The sequence below is a fragment of the Halomonas sp. genome (assembly GCF_014859505.1).
Lineage (GTDB): Bacteria > Pseudomonadota > Gammaproteobacteria > Pseudomonadales > Halomonadaceae > Halomonas.
Genome location: NZ_JACUUD010000016.1, coordinates 12311 through 33477 on the forward strand (window position 1 = coordinate 12311; position 21167 = coordinate 33477).

A 21167-nucleotide genomic window follows, 5' to 3' on the forward strand; every position below is an offset into this window, starting at 1 on the left:
GCGCGTCTGATGGCGGGAGCCGCCCATGAGCCACTACCGCGGCCGCTTCGCCCCGACCCCCTCGGGCCCGCTGCACTTCGGCTCCCTGGTGGCCGCCCTGGCCAGCTTCCTGGATGCCCGCCGCGCCGGCGGCGAGTGGCGGCTGCGCATCGAGGACATCGACCCGCCGCGCTGCCCACCCGGTGCCGCCGACGAGATCCAGCGCCAGCTCACGGCCTTCGGCCTGCACTGGGACGGCCCGGTGCTCTGGCAGCACGATCGCGATGACGCCTATCAGGCGGCTCTCGACCGCCTGGTCACCCTCGGCCTGGCCTACCCCTGCAGCTGCTCGCGCAAGCAGTGGCGCGAGCATGCAGTCTACCCCGGCTGGTGCCGGGACGGGGTCCGCGAGCCCGGCAAGCCGGTAGCCTGGCGGCTGCGCAGCGACCTGGGCCTGCGTCCGGTGGTCTGGCAGGACCGGCTGTTCGGCCAGCAGCGCTTCGATCCGGCCGACCTCGGCGATGTGGTGCTCAAGCGCAAGGATGGCCTCTGGGCCTACCAGCTCGCCGTGGTGGTGGACGACGCCCAGCAGGGGATCAGCGACGTGGTACGCGGCTTCGACCTGCTCGACAACACCCCTTGGCAGCGCCAGCTGCAGCACGCCCTGGGCCTCCCCGAGCCGCGCTATCTGCACCTGCCGCTGATCATCGGCGAGGGGGGCCAGAAGCTCTCCAAGCAGAACCTGGCCCCGGCCCTGCCCACCGACGACCCCGCCGTGCGCCCGCTGCTGCACGCCGCCCTGGCGGCCCTGGACCAGGCGCCGCCCAACGGTCTTGTCGGGGCACCAGTGGCCGAGCAGCTCGCCTGGGGGATCGCCCACTGGGAGGTCACCCGTATCCGCCCCGAACCGCACCGCACGCCCGAAGACGATGCGTTTGGGGCCGACTGAGAGGCTGTCATGTACGTCTATCGCATCCTGCTGTTCCTGGTGCTCGGCGGCTACCTGCTCTCGCCGCTGATGATGAGCGGCTGGGCCAGCCCGGGCGTGGCCTGGTACCGCCCCTTCGTCATCTGGGGCGTGCTGATCGCCCTGACCCTGTGGCTGGAACAGAAAAGGAAGCTCGATGAACGCTAGCCTGGCCGGGATGTTCGCCCTGGGCACGGGCTTTCTGCTGGTGCTCTTCCTCTGTGCGCTGGCGGTGGAGCGCGGGGTGATCGGCACGCGCATCACCCGCCACCCGGTGGTCTATACCCTGGCACTGGGGGTCTATGCCAGCGCCTGGGCGATCTACGGTAGCCTGGAGCTCGCCTCCACCTCCGGCTACGGTTATCTGGCCTACTACCTTGGCGTGGCAGGGGCCTTTCTGCTCGCCCCGGTGCTGCTGGTCCCGATCCAGCGCATGACCCGCACCTACCAGCTCGCCTCCCTTTCCGACCTGTTCGCCTTCCGCTTTCGTTCGCGCTGGGTGGGCACCCTGATCACCCTGATCAGCCTGCTGGCGGTGCTGCCGCTGCTGGCCCTGCAGGTGCAGACCATGGGCGATGCCATCTTCCTGATGACCGGCGCCGCCTCGCCATCGCTGCTGGCCCTGGCCTTCTGCGCCATGATCGCCCTCTTCGCCATGCTGTTCGGGACGCGCCAGGGGCGCGTGGATGGCCACCACGACAGCCTGCTGGCGGTGATCGCCCTCTCTTCCCTGGTCAAGCTGGTCGCCATGCTGGGCCTCGGCGCCTTCGCGCTGTTCGTGGTCTTCGACGGTCCCGCCGACCTCCAGGCCTGGCTCGACGGTCCCGGCCAGGCCTTCCAGGCCGACGTGGTACAGCCAGACCCCGCCCACTGGCGCACCCTGCTGCTGCTGTTCTTCGCCGCGGCCCTGCTGATGCCGCACATCTTCCATATCACCTTCACCGAGACCCACTCCCGCTACACCCTGCTGCAGGCCAGCTGGGCGCTGCCGCTGTTCCTGCTGCTGATGGCCCTCCCGGTGCCGCTGATCCTGTGGGCGGGCCAGCGCCTCGGCGCAGGCGACGTGCTGCCCTCCGCCTACCTGGCCTTTGGGCTGTCGGAGTCGCTGTGGATGCAGTCACTGGCCTTCATCGCCGGGCTCGCCGCCACCAGCGCCACCATGGTACTGATCGCTCTGGCGCTGTCGGGCATGATCCTCAACCACGTGCTGCTGGTGGCCCACCCCCCCGAGGCCCAGCAGGACCTCTACCGCTGGCTGCTGTGGCTGCGCCGCGCCCTGGTAGGCGCCGTGGTGCTGGGCGGCTGGCTCTTCTATCGCATCGTCGGCGTCAATCACGACCTCACCACCCTGGCGCTGGCCGCCTTCGTCGGCATGGCCCAGTGCCTGCCGGGGCTGCTGGCCCTGCTCTACTGGCCCGGCGCCAACCGCAAGGGAATGATCGCGGGCCTGGTGGTCGGCCTGCTGGTGTGGCTGCTCGGCCTGTGGGGGCCGCTGCTCACCGGACTGCCCCCGCTGGTGGTGATCCCTCCCGGGCTCGAGGCCGTGGCCGGCGAGCCGGAATGGTACGTGATCACCCTGGTCTCCCTGGCCGGCAACGCTCTGGTCTTCATCGTCGTCTCACTGGCCACGCGCACCTCCGAAGGGGAGCGGGCCGCCGCCGAGGCCTGCTCGGTGGATGCGGTGATTCGCCCCAAGCGCCTGCCGCTGGAGGCCGCCAACGGTGAGGAGTTCAAGATCCACCTGGCCCGCGCCCTGGGCGACGAGGCGGCGCAGCGCGAGGTGGGGCGGGCCCTGAACGATCTTGGCATTGGCCCCCTCGACGGGCGACCCTACGCCCTGCGCCGGCTGCGTGACCGGCTGCAAGCCAACCTCTCCGGCCTGATGGGCCCCTCGGTGGCCCAGGACATCGTCGACCGCTACCTGCCCTACCGCGAGGGCAGCGCCGGTGCCACCGAGGACATCCACTACGTGGAGAGCCGCCTGGAGGCCTACCGCTCTCGGCTGACCGGCCTGGCCAGGGAGCTCGACGGCCTGCGCCGCTACCACCGCCGCACCCTGACCCGCTTGCCGGTGGGCCTGTGCGCCTTCGGTGATGACGGTGAGCTGCTGATGTGGAACGACGCCCTGGCCGCCCTCAGCGGCATCGAAGGCGCCAGCGTGATCGGCGCCCGCCGCGACAGCCTGCCGGCCCCCTGGGGCGAACTCCTCGGCCGCATCCTGGCCGAGTCGCATAGCCACCTCTACAAGCAGCCGGTCACCCTGGAAGGCGGAGTCCGCTATCTGAGCCTGCACAAGGCCGAACTCACCGGCGACGACAGCGAACCCGGAGGCATGGTGATCCTGGTGGAGGACCACAGCGAGATGAAGTGGCTGGAGGACGAGCTGGTCCACGCCGCACGCCTGGCCTCTATCGGCCAGCTGGCCGCCGGGGTCGCCCACGAGATCGGCAACCCCATCACCGGGATCTCGTCGCTCGCCCAGAACCTGCGCTACGACACGGAAGACCCCGAGATCCTCGAGACCGCCGGACAGATCCAGCAGCTCACCGATCGGGTCTCGCGGATCGTCTCATCACTGGTGGGGTTTGCCCACGGCGGGCGCCACCTGGGCGGGCAGGCGTTTGCCCCGGTCTCCCTGGCCGAGATCACCGACGAGGCTATCCACTTGATCCATCTCGCCCGCTCGGGCGACGATGTCGTCTTCGAGAACCGCTGCCCCGCCGCGCCCCGCGTCCAGGGCGATGCCCAGCGGCTGCTGCAGGTGATGGTCAACCTGCTCGGCAACGCCCGCGACGCCAGCGATCCCGGCAACCGCGTCGTCATCGAGGCGAGCGCCGAGGCCGCCGGGCTGCGGGTCGCCGTCACCGACGAGGGCCACGGCATCGACGAAAGGGTGCGCGACCACCTCTTCGAGCCCTTCACCACCACCAAGCCCCCCGGCCAGGGCACCGGGCTAGGCCTGCCGCTGGTCTACAGCATCGTCGCCGAGCACCACGGCCAGATCGATATCGAATCGCCGCCGCCGGGTCGCGAGCGCGGCACCCGCATCAGCCTCTGGCTGCCGCTGAACCCACAAGAGGGCGAGACACCGCGATGAGCCGGATCCTGATCGTAGAAGACGAAGCCATCATCCGCAGTGCCCTGCGCCGCCTGCTCGAGCGCCACGACTACCGGGTCGAGGAGGCCGGCTCGGTGGACGAGGCCACGGCCCTGGACCCGCAGCGCTTCGACCTGGTGATCAGCGACCTGCGCCTGCCCGGCGAGCCCGGCACCGAGCTGATCAGCCGCGCCGCGCCGGTGCCGGTGCTGATCATGACCAGCTACGCCAGCATGCGCTCGGCGGTGGAGGCCCTCAAGCAGGGCGCCGTGGACTACGTCGCCAAGCCCTTCGACCACGACGAACTGCTGGAGACCGTGGCTCGGGTGCTGCACCTGCAGGCCTCGCGGCGCGCCGAGCCGCCAGACATCACCGAGCCCGGCGGCCAGGCCCAGCCGATGATCGGCAACTGCCCGGCCATGCAACTGGTCTACTCTCGCATCCGAAAGACCGCGCCGGCCGACGTCACCGTGCTGATCCAGGGCGAGTCGGGCACCGGTAAGGAGCTGGTCGCCCGCGCCCTGCACCAGCAGAGTAAGCGCGCCCGGGCCGCGCTGATCAGCGTCAACTGCGCGGCGATTCCCGAGACGCTGATCGAGTCGGAGCTGTTCGGCCACGAGAAGGGCGCCTTCACCGGCGCCAGTGCTGCGCGCACCGGCCTGGTGGAGGCCGCCGACGGCGGCACTCTGTTCCTCGACGAGATCGGCGAGCTGCCGCTGGACGCCCAGGCCCGGCTGCTGCGGGTGCTGCAGGAGGGCGAGATCCGCAAGATCGGCTCGGTGGAGACCCGCCACGTGGACGTGCGCCTGATCGCCGCCACCCACCGCGATCTGCGCGCCCTGTCGAAGACCGGTGAGTTTCGCCTCGACCTCTACTATCGCCTCAACGTCATGCAGATCGACCTCCCCCCGTTGCGCGACCGCGAGGAGGACGTGCTGCTGATCGCCGATATCCTGCTGGAGAAGGCATGCAAGCGCCACGACCGCGAGGGACTGCGACTCTCCCGCGCCGCCCGTCGCGAGATCCACGACTACCCCTGGCCCGGTAACGTTCGCGAGCTGGAAAACGCCCTCGAGCGCGGAGTGATCCTCGCCGAGAGCCACCTGATTCATCCGGATGACCTGGGGCTCTCGCCGCCCAGCAGCACGTCCCCCTCCCCACGCAAGCCCCCCACCGAGCCCGAGCCCGCCAAGGCCGACGCCGGTGAGGTCAGCGGCGAGGACGACCTCTCGCTCGAGGACTACTTCCAGCACTTCGTGCTCGAGCACCAGGACCAGATGAGCGAGACCGAACTGGCCCAGAAGCTCGGCATCAGTCGCAAGTCGCTGTGGGAACGACGTCAGCGCCTCGGCATCCCCCGCAAGAAGAGCCCACGACGCAAGAATGAGTGAGCGGCTGACGTCCATGTGGCCCTCATGCCCATGCGACCATCGTCCATGAGACTAACGCGCCAGCACCCGCGGCCACCGCCGCGAGTGCTGTCGTGTGGGGCCAGGCTTCCCAACCTGCCCCATTTGTTACCGTCCCACACAGCACGTGCCCCACGCTGGGGCCACAGGGGTAACACTCCGCCACCCGCGGCGCTGCTCCCCGAAAGAAATCGTGCGCAACCTATTGAAAGTAAAAAAATAATAAATCACTGGCACGTAGGCTGCTATATACCCAGGTAAGAAAAACAAGTTCCGGTGTCACCGACTGCCCCAACAACAACAACGCGGCAGACCAGAGTGACAGGCCCCACCCCAACAACAAGCACTGCGGGCCAGAGCCATACAGGCGCGATTAGCCAACAAGAACAACAGACAACGTGCTCGGCCCCTCGCCTGCCAACAACAAAAAGCTCAGCGAGGAACCGGAGACTCAGGACCCGACGCATCAGCACGGCTCACAACAAGAACAATCGCCGTCGAAGGTGCACCCCCGGCAACAACACCAACAAGCCGGGGGGAGGCAGACCCACTGCCGTCGTGGTTGGATTATTGTTTTGAATACGAGGCGGTCACCACCAGGAGCGCCAACAAGGACAACAACACAGCTAGCCTGTTCTTCTCCTTAGTGACTGCGGTGCGTATTCAAGGCGATGTGCCATCACGAAGAAGAACCAGCAGCATGGACGCTGCAGAATGCTTTAGGGGGAGGCCTTCCGGCCTCCCCCTTTTACTGTGGGTCTCGCATGAGACTCGCCGCCGCCATGCTATGCAAGGTCCCGGGGGTCGGATACACTCATACTTTTTAGTCCTCTTTTTCCGCACCGCGAGTCGATATCGCCGCATGTTCAAAGGATTTACCCGCTTCCTGCAGAGTCCAGGCGAACGCCTGAAGTCCTTCTTCGGACCCGACAGTGCCGCCGCCGGCCCGCTGGAGCCGCGGATCATTCCCCGCCAGGAACACCCGGTGTCGCGCCAGCACTTCAGCGATGCCGCCCTCAAGGTGCTATATCGGCTACACAATGCCGGCTACCAGGCCTACCTGGTGGGTGGCTGCATCCGTGACTCCCTGCTCGGGCGCATGCCCAAGGACTTCGACGTGGCCACCGACGCCACGCCGGAAGAGGTCAAGACGCTGTTTCGCAACTCGCGGATCATCGGCCGGCGCTTTCGCATCGTGCACGTTCGCTTCGGGCGCGAGGTGATCGAGGTCACCACCTTCCGCGGCAAGCCCGGCGACGATCATGGCGATCATATCGCCCAGCAGTCCGACGAGGGACTGCTGCTGCGCGACAACGTGTGGGGCAACATCCAGGAAGACGCCATACGCCGCGATTTCACCATCAATGCCCTCTACTACAGCATCGCCGATTTCTCGATCCACGACTTCGCCAACGGCGTGCGTGACATCGAGGCGCGCACCCTGCGCCTGATCGGCGACCCCGCGACCCGCTACCGCGAGGATCCGGTGCGAATGCTGAGGGCGGTGCGCTTCGCCGGCAAGCTCGACTTCCACCTGGACCCCGCCAGCGAGGCCCCGATCCGCGAACTGGCCCCGCTGCTGCTGCAGATCCCCCCGGCACGCCTGTTCGACGAGATCCTCAAGCTGTTCATGGGTGGGCACGGCGTGGAGACCTTCCGCCTGCTGCGCCACTACGGGCTGTTCGAGATGCTCTTCCCGGAAGCCGCGGAGGCCATGGACGAACTGCCCTGGGCCGAGCCCCTGGTGGAGGCGGCACTGGCCAGCACCGACCGGCGCATCGCCGAGGAGCGCCCGGTCACCCCGGCCTTCCTGTTTGCCGCCCTGCTCTGGGGCCCCGTGCAGCGGCACCAGGCCGCTCACGAGCGCGACGGCATGCCGCCGATCCCGGCCCTGCAGGCGGCCTCCCAGCAGGTGGTCTCCCGACAGCTGCAGCATATCTCGATCCCCAAGCGCTTCAGCCTGCCGATGCGTGACATCTGGGACCTGCAGCAGCGTCTACCGATGCGTCGCGGCCGCCGCGTCTTCCAGACCCGCGAGCATCCCCGCTTCCGAGCCGCCTACGACCTGCTGCTACTGCGGGAGGCCGCCGGCGAGCTCGAGCCGGGGCTCGGCGATTGGTGGACGGCCTTCCAGAACGCCGACGAGCATGAGCAACGCCGCCTGCTGGACAAGGTCGGCGCCAACCCCGCCGGCAGCGGCGCACCGCGCAAACGGCGTCCCCGGCGTCGCAAGCCGCGTAACACTAATGGCGGCGATAACGGCAACGCATGAACTCGCATTGCGCCTGGATCGGCCTGGGCAGCAACCTGGACGATCCGCGCCGGCACGTCGAGCTGGCCCTCGAGGAGCTCGACCGCCTGCCCCTCACACGCCGTCTGGGCGCCTCACACTGCTATGTCAGCCGGCCGCACGGCCCCCGGGATCAGCCCGACTTCATCAACGCCGTGGCGCTGCTGCAGACCCGCCTATCGCCGCTGGCGCTCCTCGACCAGCTGCAGGCCCTGGAACAGCGCCACCGTCGGGTGCGTGCCCGCCGCTGGGGGCCCCGCACCCTGGACCTGGATCTGCTACTGTTCGATGACAGCGTGATGTCCCTGCCACGTCTGAGCGTGCCACATCCCGAACTGACGCATCGCGCCTTCGTGGTGATGCCGCTACTGGAGCTGGCCCCGGCGCTTTCGCTGCCGGACGGCAGCCGCCTGGCGGAGCTGGCCCAGACCCTGGAGACCGACGGCCTGGCAGCGCTGTTACCGACGATCTGATTCCAGCGGGAAGTGTTACCTATCGACACGCCCAGGCGATTCAGGTAACAATCACGGGTTTGTTGCCGCAAAGTTACCGGCGGGTCAGGCAGTCATGATGCGCCTCCCCTGCTGCCACAACGATGAGAGCACGCCATGAAAACCGTCACCCTGAGCACGCTGCAGGCCTTCAAGCGCGCCGGTGAGTCCTTCAGCTGCCTGACCGCCTACGATGCCTCCTTCGCACGGGCCGCCAGCGACGCCGGCATCGAGGTACTGCTGGTCGGCGACTCCCTAGGCATGGTCCTGCAGGGCCACGCCAGCACCCTGCCGGTGACCCTCGAGGAGATCTGCTATCACACCCGCTGCGCGGCCCGCGGCAAGGGAGCGAGCCTCTTGATGGTCGACCTGCCCTTCATGGGCAACGCCAGCACCGAGCGCCTGCTGGAGAACGCCGGCGAGCTGATGCGCGCCGGCGCCGAGCTGGTCAAGGTGGAGGGCGAGGCGTGGATGGCCGAGGGCATACGCGAGCTGACTCGCCGCGGCGTGCCGGTGTGCGCCCACCTAGGCCTCACCCCGCAGACGGTCTACCAACTGGGCGGCTACAAGGTGCAGGGCCGCGAGGCCGAGCGCGCCACCCAGATCCTCGAGGATGCCCGTACCCTGGTTGCGGCCGGCGCCTCGGTCATCCTGCTGGAGTGCGTGCCGGCCAGCCTTGGACGAGCCGTCACCGAGGCGCTGGACGTGCCGGTGATCGGCATCGGCGCCGGTCCCGACACCGACGGTCAGATCCTGGTGATGCACGATGTGCTGAACGTTACCGCCGGCCGCAAGCCACGCTTCGTCAAGAACTTCATGGCCGATGCCGACGACATCCAGGGCGCCTTCCGGCGCTACCACGAGGACGTCAAGGCACGGCGCTTCCCCGCCGAGGAACACTGCTTCTAGCCCTGGAGCCTGTCATGCGTACCCTCAGAGAGACCCTCGCCCTGCGCGAGGCGCTGGCGGACGTTCGTCGTCGCGGCGAGCGCATCGCCCTGGTCCCCACCATGGGCAACCTGCACGACGGTCACCTGGCGCTGGTCGCCGCGGCCCGCGAGCGCGCCGAGGTGGTGATCGCCACCATCTTCGTCAACCCCATGCAGTTCGGGGCAGGCGAGGACATGGATGCCTACCCGCGCACACTCGAGGAGGATCAGACCGGGCTCGAGGCGGCCGGTTGCGACCTGCTGTTCGCTCCCGAGACCGCCACCGTCTATCCGCGCGGGCTCGAGGCCCAGACCCGCATCGTGGTGCCCGACGTCACCGAGGGGCTGTGTGGCGCCTCACGACCCGGCCACTTCGATGGCGTCTCCACCGTCGTCGGCATGCTCTTCAACCTGGTACAGCCCGACATCGCCTGCTTCGGCGAGAAGGACTACCAGCAGCTGGCGGTGATCCGCCGCATGGTGGCCGACCTGCACTTCCCCATCGAGGTCGTCGGCGTGCCCATCGTGCGCGCCGAGGACGGCCTCGCGCTCTCCTCACGCAACGGCTACCTGAGTGCCGAACAGCGCTCGGCGGCGCCACGGCTCTATCAGACCCTGTGCGAACTGCGCCAGGGCCTGGAGGCCGGCGAGGCGACCGGGCCGACCCTCGCCAGCGGATACGCCCGCCTGCAGGAGGCCGGCTTCGCACCGGACTACCTGGAGCTGCGCGCGGCCGACCTGGGCCCCGTCACGCCGACGACCCGCGAGGCCGTGCTGCTGGCCGCCGCCCGCCTGGGCTCGACCCGACTGATCGACAACCTGACCCTGACCCTGCCGCGCTGACGCGCCGCCCATCCGCTTCCGGAGGATCACGCTTCCATGTTCACCATCATGCTCAAGGCCAAGCTGCACATGGCCCGCGTCACCCATGCCGTGCTCAACTACGAGGGCTCCTGCGCCATCGACGGCGAACTGCTCGACATGTCCGGCATTCGCGAGAATGAGCAGGTCCAGATCTACAACGTCGAGAATGGCCAGCGCTTCACCACCTACGCCATCCGCGCCGAGGAGGGCTCCAGGGTGATCTCCGTCAACGGCGCCGCCGCCCACCTGGCCGGCCCCGGCGATCGCGTGATCATCTGCAGCTACGCCCACTACAGCGACGCCGAGCTGGAGAACCACCAGCCGGCGCTGGTCTACCTCCAGGAAGGCAACGCGATCAGCCACACCAGCCACGCGATTCCCGTGCAGATGGCCTGACGTTTGCCGCGGCACCCCCGACGGGGTGCCGCCAACACCCAGCGAGTCCGGTCATGCGGCCATGGAAGCATTGCCGCCACGCACAAGCGTCCCCTATGCTGAGACCCTCGGTCGTGTCCGGCTGCCGCGACAAGGCCGCAAACTCGTCATCCCATTCAGGAGAACACTCCCATGCAAGAAGTGGTGATCGTTGCCGCACGCCGCACCGCCGTCGGCTCCTTTGGCGGCTCCCTGGCCGGCATCCCCGCCAGCGACCTCGGCGCCCTGGTGATCAAGGACCTGCTTGCCACCACCGGTGTCTCCGGTGACCAGGTCGACGAGGTGCTGCTGGGCCAGGTACTGACCGCCGGCGTGGGCCAGAACCCCGCCCGCCAGGCCGCCATCAAGGCCGGCCTGCCCGATACTGTCCCCGCCATGACCATCAACAAGGTGTGCGGCTCCGGCCTCAAGGCCCTTCACCTGGCCACCCAGGCGATCCGCTGCGGCGACGCCGAGCTGATCATCGCCGGCGGTCAGGAGAACATGTCCGCCTCGCCCCACGTGCTTCCCAACTCCCGTAACGGCCAGCGCATGGGCGACTGGAAGGCCGTGGATACCATGGTTCATGACGGCCTGTGGGACGCCTTCAACAACTACCACATGGGCATCACCGCCGAGAACGTCGCCGAGAAGTACGCCATCACTCGCGAAGAGATGGACGAGTTTGCCGCCGCCTCCCAGCAGAAGGCTGCCACTGCCATCCGCGACGGCAAGTTCAAGGGCCAGATCGTTCCCGTGGAGATTCCCCAGCGCAAGGGCGACCCGGTGGTCTTCGACACCGACGAGAACCCCCGCGAGGTGAGCGCCGACAAGCTCGCCGGCATGCGCCCCGCCTTCAAGAAGGACGGCACCGTCACCGCAGGCAACGCCTCCTCCCTGAACGACGGCGCCGCCGCGGTGATGCTCTGCTCCGCCGAGAAGGCCAAGGCCCTGGGCCTTACGCCCCTGGCGCGCATTGCCGCCTACAGCAACGCCGGCGTCGACCCGGCGATCATGGGCATCGGCCCGGCCCCGGCCACCCGCCTCTGCCTGGAGAAGGCCGGCTGGAGCCTGGATGACCTCGATCTGGTCGAGGCCAACGAGGCCTTCGCCGCCCAGGCCCTCTCCGTCAACAAGGAGCTCGGCTGGGACGTGAGCAAGGTCAACGTCAACGGCGGCGCCATCGCGCTGGGCCACCCCATCGGCGCCTCCGGCTGCCGCATCCTGGTGACCCTGCTGCACGAGATGATCGCCCGCGACGCCAAGAAGGGCCTCGCGACGCTGTGCATCGGCGGTGGCCAGGGCGTGGCTCTCGCCATCGAGAGATAACGGCTGGAAGCACTTCAGTAGAGCCCGACAAGAAACCGCCCCCGCAGCCGAGCTGCGGGGGCGGTTTTTTCTTGCGCCTACTTCCTGGGCACTCGGCGCTTACAGCTCGGGTTCGGCGACCTGCTCGGCCTCGAACGCCGCCTTCTCTTCGGGGGTGATCTCCTTGATGGTGAGCTTCACCCGGTTGCGGTTGTCGATGTCGAGGACCTTGACCACCACCTCGTCACCCTCGTTGAGGAAATCTCGCACGTCGTTGACCCGCTCCGGCACGATCTGGGAGATGTGCACAAGCCCGTCGGTGCCCGGCATGATGTTGACGAAGGCGCCGAAGTCGGCAATGCGGGCCACCTTGCCCAGATAGAGCTTGCCGATCTCCGCCTCGGCAGTGATCGCAAGCACGGTGTCGATCGCCCGCTTGGCCGCCGCCTTGTCCTCGGCGTAGATGCGCACGGTGCCGTCGTCGTCCAGGTCGATGGAGGCGCCGGTATCCTCGCAGATCTTGCGGATGGTGGCGCCGCCCTTGCCGATGACGTCGCGGATCTTGTCCGGGGCGATCTTGATGGTCGCCATGGAGGGGGCGTTGTCGGAGACCTCGGTACGGCTCTGGCCGATCACCTCATTCATCTGCGCGAGAATGCCGAGGCGAGCCTCCAGGGCCTGCTGCAGCGCCTGCTCCATGATCTCCTCGTTGATGCCCTCGATCTTGATGTCCATCTGCAGGGCGGTGACGCCCTCAGAGGAACCGGCCACCTTGAAGTCCATGTCGCCGAGGTGATCCTCGTCACCCAGGATATCGGTCAGCACGGCGAAGCCGTCGTCATCCTTGACCAGGCCCATGGCGATGCCGGCCACCGGCGCTTTCATCGGCACGCCGGCATCCATCAGCGCCAGCGACGTGCCGCACACCGAGGCCATGGAGCTGGAGCCGTTTGACTCGGTGATCTCGGAGACCACGCGGATGGTGTAGGGAAACTCCGCCTCGTCGGGCAGCATGGCCTGCACGCCCCGACGCGCCAGGCGGCCGTGGCCGATCTCGCGACGCTTGGGACCGCCCATGAAGCCGGCCTCGCCCACGCAGTAGGGGGGGAAGTTGTAGTGCAGCAGGAAGCGGTCCTTGCGCTCGCCCTCCAGCGACTCGATCAGCTGGGAGTCACGCAGGGTGCCCAGGGTGGCGACCACGATGGCCTGGGTCTCGCCGCGGGTGAAGATGGCCGAGCCGTGGGTCTTGGGCAGGCTGCCCACCTCGATGGCCAGCGGGCGCACGGTCTTCAGGTCGCGACCGTCGATGCGCGGTTCGCCCTTGACCACGCGATGGCGCACCACGCGCTTCTCGAGGGCGGCGAAGGCCCCCTTCACCTCATCGATGCCGAACTTGCCTGCCTCTTCACCGGACAGCTGCTCCACGGCCTCGGCCTTGAGGGCGGAGAGCGCATCCTGACGGACCATCTTGTCGGTGATGCGATAGGCCTCGCCCACCCTGGTCTCGAAAGCGCTGGCCACGGCGGCCTTGAGCTCGGTGTTCTCGGCGGCCGGCTGCCAGTCCCACTTCGGCTTGCCGGCCTCGGCGACCAGCTCGTTGATGGCCTTGATGGCAACCTGCATCTCCATGTGGCCATAGAGCACGGCACCGAGCATCTCGTCCTCGAGCAGTTCCTTGGCCTCGGACTCCACCATCAGCACCGCCTTCTCGGTGCCGGCCACCACCATGTCCAATTCGGATTTCGCCAGCTCCTCGACGGTGGGGTTGAGGAAGTAGCCATTCTCCTCGTCGAAGCCGACGCGGGCCGCTGCGATCGGACCCTTGAACGGCACGCCGGAAATGGCCAGAGCCGCGGAGGTGCCCAGCAGCGCCGCGATATCCGGATCATGATTGCGGTCGGTGGAGAGCACCGTGCAGACGACCTGCACCTCGTTCATGAAGCCCTTGGGGAAGAGTGGGCGGATCGGGCGGTCGATCAGCCGCGAGGTGAGGGTCTCCTTCTCGGTGGGACGCCCCTCGCGCTTGAAGAAGCCGCCGGGAATCTTGCCGACCGCGTAGGTCTTCTCCTGGTAGAACACCCCCAGCGGGAAGAAGGGCTGAGCAGGATTGGCCTCTTTCTTGGCCACCACGGTGCACAGCACCACGGTGTCGTCCATGGTGACCATCACGGCACCGGTGGCCTGGCGGGCGATGCGCCCGGTTTCCAGGGTGACGGTGCTGCGACCGTACTGAAATGTCTTCTTGACCGGATTCACGGCGACTTCCTTCAACGTTACTTTTCTGTGTTTGGTTCGTTTCGACTCGGCGACCATTTTAGGGGTTGACGCGCCCCGCGGCCACCGGATGGCGACATTTCCGCCCATATACGCAAAACGGGTAGCCCCTGAAGGGGCTACCCGTTTTGAAAAAGCTTAAGAAAAGAGGATTTCGTTAACGAAATACCCTTTTCTTAGCGACGCAGGCCCAGACGCTGGATCAGTGCCTGATAGCGTTCGAAATCCTTGCGCTTCAGGTAGTCCAGCAGCTTGCGGCGCTGGTTGACCATGCGGATCAGGCCACGACGGGAGTGGTGATCCTGCTTGTTGGTCTTGAAGTGGTCCTGCAGGCCATCGATATTGGCGCTGAGCAGGGCAACCTGCACTTCGGGGGAACCGGTATCGTTGTCGCCACGACCGAATTCGTTGACGATTGTGGCCTTCTGTTCGGCGGTGAGTGCCATCTGTCTCTCCAGTAAGCAATATGCCTGAATGATGTGTGTGTGAGACCACGCATATTTGCAGTCTCGGGCGTTTCTCCCTCAATCGGCTGCGGTGCTTAGCAGCCGTTTCGGTGCCACCTCCTGTGGCGCCGTAACCGCGCCGAGGCCCAGGAAGGCCCCATCGCAGTAGAGTCTTGCCGTCTCGCCGGTACCGATGCCCGAGGCATCGACCCGAGCCGCCTGACCCAGGATCAGGCGAGCGGCCGCCGAGGCGTCAAGCTCGAGCCTCGGCAGGTGAGCGACCAGCACGTCGACGGGCAGTAGCGTCGCCTCCCGGGCGGCCTGGTCGGGCAGCGCCTCCAGGGCCTCGAGGGTCAGCATGCCCTCCGCGGTGAAGGGGCCTGTCGCCAGGCGACGCAGCGCGCTGATATGCGCACCGGTGCCCAGGGCCAGGCCGATATCCTCGGCCAGGGTGCGCACATAGGTGCCCTTGCTGACCTTCACTTCCAGTTCGAAGGCCGTGCCCTCGAAGGCAAGAAGCCGGGCATCATACACCGTCACGCGGCGTGCTGCACGCTCGACCGACTTGCCTTCACGGGCCAGCTCATAGAGCTTGCGCCCCTGATGCTTGAGCGCCGAGTACATCGGCGGCACCTGCTCGATCTCGCCGCGGAAGCGCTCCAGCGCCCCCTCGACATCGGCCGCGGTCAGCCTTGGCACCTCGCGCCGCTCGACTACCTCGCCCTCGGCATCACCGGTGTCGGTCACTGCCCCCAGTTCGACCCGGGTACGGTAGACCTTGTCGGCGGCCAGCAGGTGAGCGGAGAACTTGGTCGCCTCACCGAAGCAGGCCGGCAGCAGCCCGGTGGCCATGGGATCCAGGGTGCCGGTATGACCGGCCTTCTGGGCCTGGAACAGCCGCCGAGCACGCTGCAGGGCGTGATTGCTGGACACGCCCTTGGGCTTGTCCAGCAGCAGGACCCCGTTGACCGGCAGACCGCGACGCCGACGCGCCATCAGTCGCGCCCGCTGTTGCCGGGCTCGTCGTTGCCAGCCTGTTCACCATCCTGCTCGGCGCGCTCGTCAGCGTTCGCATCGCCGCTCTCGTCGCCTTGCCGGGAGAGGTCGCTGGCGACCGCCTCCTGGATCAACGAGGAGAGCCGTTGGCCCCGCACCACGCTCTCGTCGTAGTGGAAGCGCAGCTCCGGCACGTGGCGCAGCTTGATGCGCTTGGCGACCTGGCCGCGCAGAAAACCGGCGGCCTGCTTGAGAACCTTGAGGTTCTCCTTGATCCGCTCCGGGGTGTCCTCGCCCAGCAGGGTCACGTGGACATCGGCATAGCCGAGGTCACGGCTGACCTCGACGCCACTGACTGTCACCATGCCCAGCCGCGGGTCCTTGACCTCGCGCTGGATGAGGACCGCCAGCTCCTTCTGGAGCTGGTCGGCCACCCGGTCGGTTCGCTTGAACTCGCGCATGAACGACTCCTGGAGCCCTTAGAGGGTACGCTCGACCTTGATCTGGTCGAAGACCTCGATCTTGTCGCCGACCTGGACATCGTTGTAGTTCTTCACGCCGATGCCACACTCCATGCCGTTGCGCACTTCCTGGACATCGTCCTTGAAGCGGCGCAGCGACTCGAGTTCACCCTCGTAGATCACCACGTTGTCGCGCAGCACGCGGATCTTCTTGTTGCGGTGAACGGTACCCTCGACCACCATGCAGCCGGCCACGGCGCCGATCTTCGGTGCACGGAAGACGTCGCGGACCTCGGCCACGCCGACGATCTCTTCCTTCCACTCCGGCGCCAGCATGCCGGTCATCGCCTGCTTGACCTCGTCGATCAGCTGGTAGATGACGCTGTAGTAGCGCAGATCCAGACCTTCACGCTCGATGATCTCGCGGGCGGCCGCGTCGGCACGCACGTTGAAGCCCATCACGATGGCCTCGGAGGCCAGCGCCAGGTTGGCATCGGTGCCGGTGATGCCGCCCACCCCGGAGGAGACCACGGCCACCTGCACTTCGTCGGTGGAGAGCTCTTCCAGTGCTCCCTTGATCGCTTCCAGCGAGCCCTGGACGTCGGCCTTGAGCACGACGTTGACCTTGGCCACCTCGTCCTGGCCCATCTGGCTGAACATGTTCTCCAGCTTCGCCTTCTGCTGGCGCGCCAGACGCACCTCGCGGTACTTGCCCTGGCGGAAGTTGGCGACCTCACGGGCCTTCTTCTCGTCGGCCACGACCATGAAATCGTCACCGGCGTCCGGGGTGCCATCGAGGCCCTGGATCTCCACCGGCATGGCCGGACCGACATGGTCGACCTGCTGGCCCAGCTCGTTGGTCAGGGCGCGCACGCGGCCGTAGTGCAGGCCGGCGAGCACGATGTCACCCTTCTTCAGGGTGCCATTCTGGACCAGCACGGTAGCCACCGGGCCACGGCCCTTGTCCAGGCGGGACTCGATCACCACACCCTTGCCGGGCGCCTCGGGCACGGCCTTGAGCTCGAGTACCTCGGAGACCAGCTGGATGGCCTCGAGCAGGTCCTCGATGCCTTCGCCGGTATGCGCGGAGACATGCACGAACTGGGTGTCGCCGCCCCACGCTTCGGAGATCACCCCGTGCTGGGAGAGCTCGTTCTTGATCCGGTCCAGATCGATGCCCTGCTTGTCGATCTTGTTGATCGCCACCACCATGGGCACCTCAGCAGCTCGGGAGTGCTCGATCGCCTCGATGGTCTGGGGCATCACGCCATCGTCGGCGGCCACCACCAGGATGACCACGTCGGTGGCCTTGGCACCGCGAGCACGCATGGCGGTGAACGCCGCGTGTCCCGGAGTATCCAGGAAGGTCACGCCGCCGTGCTCGTCCTCGACGTGGTAGGCGCCGATGTGCTGGGTGATGCCGCCGGCCTCACCGGTGGCGACCTTGGCCTTGCGGATGTAGTCGAGCAGCGAGGTCTTGCCGTGGTCGACGTGCCCCATGACGGTGACCACCGGTGAGCGGGTGACCTCCTCGCCCTCGTAGGAGATGCCTTCGAGCATTGCGGTCTCGAGGGCGTCGTCCTTGATCAACTTGGCCTTGTGACCCATCTCCTCGACCACGATGGCCGCGGTATCCTGATCGATGGTCTGGTTGATGGTCACCGCCGCGCCCATGTTGAACATGGCCTTGATGACCTCGTTCGCCTTGATCGACATCTTGTCGGCCAGGTCGGCGACGCTGATGGACTCGGGGATCGAGACCTCGCGGACGATCGGCTGGGTCGGCTTCTTGAAGCCATGCTTGCCGCCGCCCGGGGAGCCGCCGCGACGGCCGCCGCGACGCTCGGCGCGCTTGGCCTTCTTGGCACCGCCACGACGACGCTCATCGCGATCGTCATCGTCACGCTCATGCCGCCCCTTCTTGGCGGCGGTCTTCTTGGGCGGTGCGGTGCGACGGTCGGAGCGACCCTCCTTGGGCGGCGCGGGCGGCTCGTCACCGGCCGGCTGCTCCACCAGTTCCGGCACCGGAATCTGCGGTTGGGCAACGGCCTTCTCGGCTTCGAGCTTCGCCGCCGCCTCGCGGGCGGACTCCTCGGCGGCGTTAGCCTTGGCCAACTCGGCGTCGCGGGCGTCCTGCTCGGCCTGGGCCTGCTGGGAGTCGGCCATGTCACCGACCAGCTGGCGCGGCCCGGCATCTTCCACCGGCTCCGGCGCCACATCGTCCTCGGCACGCTTGACGTAGGTGCGCTTCTTGCGCACCTGCACCTCGATGGTCTTGCCCCGCTCCCCGGTATTGATGCGGCTACGCGTCTTGCGCGTCAGGGTGATGCGGTTCTTCGGCGCCGCCGCGCTGGTGCCCCCACCATGACTCTTGGTGAGGTAATCCAGCAGCTGGCGCTTGTCCTCCTCGGACACCGCATCGCCCTCGGCCTTCTGGCCGAGACCCGCTTCTTTCATCTGTTCCAGCAGACGGGGCACGTCGCGCCCCACCTTCGCTGCAAAATCCTTAACGGTCATCTCTGACATTACGACCCTCCTGAGCCCGTGACCCCAATTCTTCGCTTCGAATACTGTCGCCCGGCCAGTCGGTGCCGGGCCTGGCGGCTATTGCGCCATTCACCTTCGAGCTACTCGTTTTCAAACCAGGGCGCACGGGCGGTCATGATCAGTGCCGCGGCGCGCTCCTCGTCCATCCCCTCGATGTCCAGCAGGTCATCGACGGACTGCTCGGCAAGATCCTCCATGGTGACGATTTCCCGGCTGGCCAGGATGAAGGCCAGGTGGCGCTCCATGCCGTCCATCTCCAGCAGGTCGTCGGCCGGCTGGGCGCCATCCAGCTCCTCCTCGGAGGCGATGGCCAGGTTGAGCAGCTCATCCTTGGCGCGGGCGCGCAGCTCCTCGATGGTCTCCTCGTCGAATTCCTCGATCTCGAGCATCTCCTCCACCGGTACGTAGGCGATTTCCTCGAGAGAGGTGAAGCCCTCCTCCACCAGCAGACGCGCGACATCGTCGTCGATATCCAGGTGCTGGATGAAATGCTCGACCAGGCTGTCGATCTCCTGGTCGCGCTTGGCCTCGGCATCGGCCTCGGTCATGACGTTGATACGCCAGCCGGTGAGCTCGGAGGCCAGGCGCACATTCTGGCCGCTGCGGCCGATGGCCTGGGCCAGGTTATCCTCGGCGACCGCCACATCCATGGCGTGTGCGTCCTCGTCGACGAGGATGGAGGCGACATCCGCCGGCGCCATGGCGTTGATCACCAGCTGGGCGGGGTTGTCATCCCACAGCACGATATCCACGCGCTCGTTCTGCAGCTCCGAGGAGACCGCCTGGACACGCGAACCGCGCATGCCCACGCAAGCGCCTACCGGATCGATGCGCCGGTCATTGGTCTTGACGGCGATCTTGGCCCGGGAGCCGGGATCCCGGGCGGCGCCCTTGATCTCGATGAGCTGCTCGGCGATCTCCGGCACCTCGATGCTGAACAGTTCGATGATCAGCTCCGGGCAGGTGCGCGAGAGGATCAGTTGCGCCCCCCGCGCCTCGGGATCCACCTTGACCAGCAGGGCGCGGACTCGCTCGTTCATGCGATAGCGCTCGCCGGGGACCATCTCGCCGCGGGGCAGAAACGCCTCGGCGTTCTCGCCCAGGTCGATGATCAGGCCGTCGCGGGTGGTCTTCTTGACGATGCCCGAGACCAGCTCGCCTTCGCGATCGGCGTAGAGACGCACCACCTCGGCCCGCTCGGCCTCGCGCACCTTCTGCACGATCACCTGCTTGGCGGTCTGAGCGGCGATCCGGCCGAAGTCGGCGTTCTCGATCTTCTCCTCGACCACATCACCCAGTTTCAGGGGCGGGTCGCGACGCTCGGCGAAGGTGAGCTTGATCTCGTGGTCGGGGCCGTCGAAGTCGTCGTCCTCCACCACCGTCCAGCGGCGGAAGGTCTCGTAATCTCCGGTGCGGCGATCGATGTGCACCCGCACGCTGGCTTCCTCGTCCTCGAACCGCTTGCGGGACGCGCTGGCCAGGGCCGCCTCGACGGCCTCGAAGATCACCTCGCGGGGAACTCCCTTTTCGTTGGAGATCGTTTCAACGACCGCCAGAATCTCTTTGCTCATGCCATTGCCTCGCCAGAAAACCTGTCCTCGAGCCTCATGCTCATCCAGCCGTGCCGACCGCTGGCCTGGTCATCAACCTTGATCATGAAACTTGACCATCAAACCTCGTCGTCGAACCGCGGCACCACCTGTGCCTGGTCGATGCTTTCGATCGGAAAGCAGTACTCCTCACCCTCGACCTGCAGCAGCACCTCATCACCCTCGACACCCGCCAGCAGGCCCTGGAACTTGCGCCGCCCCTCGAAGGGCACCCGCAGCTTCAGCGCCACATCGTGGCCACGATAGCGGGTGAACTGATCGAGGGTGTAGAGCGGACGATCCATCCCCGGGGAGGAGACCTCGAGGCGATACTCGCCGCGGATCGGATCCTCGACATCGAATATGGCACTCACCTGGCGACTGATGTCGGCGCAGTCGTCGACGCTGACGCCATTCTCGTGATCGATGTAGATCACCAGGCGGGAGTGCTTGCCGTGGGAGAGAAAGTCGATGCCCCACAGTTCGAAGCCCATGGCGGTGACCACGGGTTCGATCATTGCGTGCAGTGCAGCATCCTTGATTGCCACGAAAATATCGCTCCTACAGCCGTTGCATCAGGCACCTGGCCGGGAGTCATCAGGAAAGTCAGGTGGCTGATTGGCGTTACCCGGAACAGCGGCGGGCGCTTGACGCCCAGCATGCTGCTAACAAAAAGCCCCTTCACAGGAAGGGGCTTTCACATGAAACCTTTAGACCACTCCGGCAATCGAACCGCCCCTTCTCTTCGAACCCTAGCGCAACCGCTGAAAGTCGAAAGGCGCCTGACCGGAAGATGGTAGCGGGGACCGGATTTGAACCGATGACCTTCGGGTTATGAGCCCGACGAGCTACCAGACTGCTCCACCCCGCATCAATCTAGGTCGGTAATCCTACACATCGCCAGGACATTCGTCAAGGGATATCACCGTCATGCCAATCCTGCTGTCTGAAGGACCGCTCATGCCCCAGGGGGCGCTGCGGTGAATCAGATGGTGCCGAAGGCGGGACTTGAACCCGCACGGCCATAAGGCCACTACCCCCTCAAGATAGCGTGTCTACCAATTCCACCACTTCGGCATCAGGGGAGGCTGGAAACTGCAAAGCGA

Annotated in this window: 17 protein-coding genes and 2 tRNA genes; 10 read left to right on the forward strand and 9 right to left on the reverse strand. The window is 66.8% G+C overall.

Annotated elements, in window-relative coordinates; genetic code table 11:
* The first annotated feature begins 25 nt into the window (after positions 1-25).
* The 10 genes from gluQRS (at position 26) to IBX53_RS04120 (ending at position 11769) form a co-directional block, all read left to right on the forward strand.
* Positions 26-928 carry a tRNA glutamyl-Q(34) synthetase GluQRS gene (gene gluQRS / locus IBX53_RS04075; protein ID WP_290905725.1) on the forward strand — a complete coding sequence of 301 codons (903 nt, stop codon included), beginning with the start codon at positions 26-28 and terminating at the stop codon, positions 926-928.
* 9 nt (positions 929-937) lie between these two features.
* On the forward strand, positions 938-1114 hold the full coding sequence (locus tag IBX53_RS04080) for a hypothetical protein (RefSeq protein WP_290783817.1): 177 nt from the start codon (positions 938-940) through the stop codon (positions 1112-1114).
* The gene (locus IBX53_RS04085) at positions 1104-4043 is read left to right on the forward strand and encodes an ATP-binding protein (protein ID WP_290905728.1); all 2940 of its coding nucleotides are present in this window, start codon (positions 1104-1106) and stop codon (positions 4041-4043) included. Before IBX53_RS04080 ends, IBX53_RS04085 begins: the two co-directional genes overlap by 11 nt.
* A complete protein-coding gene (locus IBX53_RS04090) occupies positions 4040-5434 on the forward strand; it encodes a sigma-54 dependent transcriptional regulator (RefSeq protein WP_290905730.1) in 1395 nt (464 codons plus the stop codon). The genes IBX53_RS04085 and IBX53_RS04090 overlap by 4 nt, the downstream gene beginning before the upstream one ends.
* Before the next feature lie 880 nt (positions 5435-6314).
* The gene (gene pcnB, locus IBX53_RS04095; protein ID WP_290905733.1) at positions 6315-7724 is read left to right on the forward strand and encodes a polynucleotide adenylyltransferase PcnB; all 1410 of its coding nucleotides are present in this window, start codon (positions 6315-6317) and stop codon (positions 7722-7724) included.
* Entirely contained in the window at positions 7721-8215 is a 495-nt protein-coding gene (gene folK / locus IBX53_RS04100) for a 2-amino-4-hydroxy-6-hydroxymethyldihydropteridine diphosphokinase (protein WP_290905737.1), read from the forward strand. Before pcnB ends, folK begins: the two co-directional genes overlap by 4 nt.
* A gap of 135 nt (positions 8216-8350) precedes the next feature.
* The gene (gene panB, locus IBX53_RS04105) at positions 8351-9142 is read left to right on the forward strand and encodes a 3-methyl-2-oxobutanoate hydroxymethyltransferase (protein ID WP_290905740.1); all 792 of its coding nucleotides are present in this window, start codon (positions 8351-8353) and stop codon (positions 9140-9142) included.
* 14 nt (positions 9143-9156) lie between these two features.
* Complete coding sequence (gene panC, locus IBX53_RS04110; RefSeq protein WP_290905743.1) at positions 9157-10005, forward strand: pantoate--beta-alanine ligase; 849 nt, start codon at positions 9157-9159, stop codon at positions 10003-10005.
* A gap of 36 nt (positions 10006-10041) precedes the next feature.
* Positions 10042-10422, forward strand: a complete 381-nt coding sequence (gene panD / locus IBX53_RS04115) for an aspartate 1-decarboxylase (RefSeq protein WP_290905746.1) — start codon at positions 10042-10044, stop codon at positions 10420-10422.
* Between the two features lie 171 nt (positions 10423-10593).
* Complete coding sequence (locus IBX53_RS04120; RefSeq protein ID WP_290905749.1) at positions 10594-11769, forward strand: acetyl-CoA C-acetyltransferase; 1176 nt, start codon at positions 10594-10596, stop codon at positions 11767-11769.
* A 99-nt stretch (positions 11770-11868) separates the two neighbouring features.
* On the opposite strand, the gene pnp is transcribed toward IBX53_RS04120, so the two are convergent.
* The 9 genes from pnp to IBX53_RS04165 form a co-directional block, all read right to left on the reverse strand.
* Positions 11869-14004: a polyribonucleotide nucleotidyltransferase gene (gene pnp, locus IBX53_RS04125; RefSeq protein WP_290905752.1), complete on the reverse strand. Its 2136-nt coding sequence runs from the start codon at positions 14002-14004 to the stop codon at positions 11869-11871.
* Between the two features lie 194 nt (positions 14005-14198).
* Positions 14199-14468, reverse strand: coding sequence for a 30S ribosomal protein S15 (gene rpsO / locus IBX53_RS04130; protein WP_290905755.1), 270 nt, complete (start codon positions 14466-14468; stop codon positions 14199-14201).
* A gap of 78 nt (positions 14469-14546) precedes the next feature.
* The gene (truB, locus tag IBX53_RS04135) at positions 14547-15464 is read right to left on the reverse strand and encodes a tRNA pseudouridine(55) synthase TruB (RefSeq protein WP_290905758.1); all 918 of its coding nucleotides are present in this window, start codon (positions 15462-15464) and stop codon (positions 14547-14549) included.
* A complete protein-coding gene (gene rbfA / locus IBX53_RS04140; RefSeq protein WP_290905761.1) occupies positions 15464-15925 on the reverse strand; it encodes a 30S ribosome-binding factor RbfA in 462 nt (153 codons plus the stop codon). The genes truB and rbfA overlap by 1 nt, the downstream gene beginning before the upstream one ends.
* Before the next feature lie 18 nt (positions 15926-15943).
* Positions 15944-18451 carry a translation initiation factor IF-2 gene (gene infB, locus IBX53_RS04145; RefSeq protein ID WP_290905764.1) on the reverse strand — a complete coding sequence of 836 codons (2508 nt, stop codon included), beginning with the start codon at positions 18449-18451 and terminating at the stop codon, positions 15944-15946.
* 101 nt (positions 18452-18552) lie between these two features.
* The gene (gene nusA, locus IBX53_RS04150) at positions 18553-20043 is read right to left on the reverse strand and encodes a transcription termination factor NusA (protein WP_290905767.1); all 1491 of its coding nucleotides are present in this window, start codon (positions 20041-20043) and stop codon (positions 18553-18555) included.
* 98 nt (positions 20044-20141) lie between these two features.
* On the reverse strand, positions 20142-20609 hold the full coding sequence (rimP, locus tag IBX53_RS04155) for a ribosome maturation factor RimP (protein ID WP_290905770.1): 468 nt from the start codon (positions 20607-20609) through the stop codon (positions 20142-20144).
* A 246-nt stretch (positions 20610-20855) separates the two neighbouring features.
* A tRNA-Met gene (locus IBX53_RS04160) sits at positions 20856-20932 on the reverse strand.
* 119 nt (positions 20933-21051) lie between these two features.
* Positions 21052-21138, reverse strand: a tRNA-Leu gene (locus IBX53_RS04165).
* Positions 21139-21167 lie beyond the last annotated feature (29 nt).